We start from the raw sequence: 2354 nt of genomic DNA, 5'->3' as shown, positions 1-2354 counted from the left end.
GTACGGATTACTTTTTGTGCATCTTGGATTAAACCAACAGATTCACGCATGTAAATGAAACCACGAGAAACGATATCAGGACCAGCGAGTAATTCATTCTTAGTAAAGTCAACAGATACAACTGCTAGGACTAAACCATCTTCAGACAGGTTATGACGGTCACGTAAGACAATATTGCCGATATCCCCGATACCCTTACCATCTACGTAGACCGCTTCACCTGGGAAGCTACCTGCGCGACGCGCTGAGTCTTGCGTTAAGGCCAAGACTTCACCGTTTTGCATGATAAAGATGTTTTCGTGTGGAATACCAACTAATTCAGCTTGTTCAGCCTGAATAGATAGCATACGGTATTCACCGTGGACTGGCATAAAGTACTTCGGTTTCATTAATGACAGCATTAGTTTTTGCTCTTGCTGACCACCGTGCCCTGAAGTATGGACATTGTTGACCTTACCGTGGATAACTTCCGCACCTGCAGCAAGTAATTGGTTAATTACATGGTTTACAGATAGGGTGTTACCTGGAATTGGACTAGATGAGAAGATCACAGTATCATCAGGTTGGATTGAGATTTGACGGTGGGTACCGTTTGCAATCCGAGATAGGGCAGCCATTGGCTCACCTTGAGAACCTGTACACATGATTAAGATTTCGTTTGCTGGGTATTGGTTGATTTCGTTACTTTGGATGAAGGCATCTTCACCCACGTTGAAATAGCCGAGTTCGATAGCGTTTCGAATGGCTGCTTCCATAGATCGACCAAAGACAGCTATTTTTCTACCTTGGGCTACAGCCACATCGATGGCTTGTGATAAACGAGAAATATTTGAAGCGAAAGATGCGAAGATAATTCGACCTTCAATATTTGACATGATATCCGCTAATGATTCACCAACGACACGTTCTGATTGGGTAAAACCTGGAATCTCGGCGTTTGTTGAGTCACCAAGTAACAATAGAACGCCTTCTTCACCGATTTTTGCCATTTTATGGATATCAGCAGGTTTACCTACTGGGGTAAAGTCGAACTTGTAGTCACCGGTAAATACCACATTTCCTGGTGGGGTCTTTACAACAATCCCCATTGCGTCAGGAATAGAGTGGGTAGTACGGTAGAAAGAAACGGATGTCTTTCTAAACTTGATGACAGAATCTTCATCAATAATATGTAATTCTGCATCACGTAATAATCCGTGTTCTTCTAATTTATTCTTGATTAGAGCCATGGCCAATTTGCCAGCATAAATCGGAATGTTAATTTGTTTCAGTAAGAAAGGGATCCCCCCAATATGGTCTTCGTGACCGTGGGTGATGAATAAACCTTTCACTTTTTGTTCGTTTTGAATTAGGTATTGGTAGTTAGCGATAACGTAATCAATACCTAACAAATCGTCTTCTGGGAATTTAACCCCAGCGTCTAATAATAAAATTTCGTCTTGAAATTGGACTCCATAAGAGTTTTTACCGATTTCGTCTAATCCCCCGAAAGCGAAAACGCCAACTTCATTATTTTTTATATCAACTTTCATTAATTAGAAAGCTCCACAACTTTAAAGTCTGGATTTTGTTGTTCGTATTCTAAATGCGCACCTTCAAGTGGTTGGATAAACTCGACTAGATAGGGGGTTTCATTCTCTAGGTGGGCACGAACCTCACGTTTAGTTTCAGCTTGGACATACATAGTGTGTGTTGATTCACGACGTGGTACTTCAGTCAATGAATCTTGATAAGTTACTTTAAAAATCATTTTTTGCTCCTTTTATAAATTTATTAAAAATGTGATCTTACTCGCTAACACTATTCTACCATATTTCATTATCTTTGCGCACATTTTTAGAAATTTGTTGATTTGGTATGTTTTCATAAATTGGTTTTCAGATTATATGCTAAAATATCTTTGAATGAAGTTAAAGGAGCGATCATATGCGAATAGCGATTAAGAGTGCAAAATATGCAATGGCCACATTTATTGCCATATTTTTAGCCCAGTGGTTAGGCCTAGATTATGCGGTATCAGCAGGTGTTATTGCCATCCTATCCCTAGCAGAAACCAGTAAGAAAACTGTGCAATACATCGGCAACTTGACCCTCACCATGATTTTGAGTTTGTTAATTGCCACCATATTATTCAATCTCTATGGTTATGAAATTTGGGTATTTTCACTTTATCTATTAATTACCTACCCTGTTTCTGTCTACCTGAAGAGCGATAACGCCATTGCCCCCTGTGCGGTATTTATTTCCCATTTGTTGCTTGAACAAGCGTCAGATTTTAATTGGTGGGTCAACGAAATGCTTCTACTTGTGATTGGTGTTGGGATTGCAGTAATTGTCAATTTGTATCAGACATC

General features: G+C 39.7%; 3 protein-coding genes. 1 reads left to right on the top strand and 2 read right to left on the bottom strand.

Annotated features, from left to right (window positions below; genetic code table 11):
- On the bottom strand, positions 1–1532 hold a 1532-nt coding region (gene rnjA / locus ACRCJ0_RS12140), incomplete at its 3' end, for a ribonuclease J1 (protein WP_431390584.1).
- The gene (locus ACRCJ0_RS12135) at positions 1532–1750 is read right to left on the bottom strand and encodes a DNA-directed RNA polymerase subunit epsilon (protein WP_003142522.1); all 219 of its coding nucleotides are present in this window, start codon (positions 1748–1750) and stop codon (positions 1532–1534) included. The genes ACRCJ0_RS12135 and rnjA, both read right to left, overlap by 1 nt.
- A gap of 176 nt (positions 1751–1926) precedes the next feature.
- Here ACRCJ0_RS12135 and ACRCJ0_RS12130 point away from each other — a divergent pair.
- Positions 1927–2354: aromatic acid exporter family protein (locus ACRCJ0_RS12130; protein WP_431390583.1), on the top strand; the 428-nt coding region annotated here is incomplete at its 3' end.

It is taken from the genome of Aerococcus sp. L_32 (genome assembly GCF_050689315.1).
This window is presented reverse-complemented; position numbering and strand designations above follow the sequence as displayed.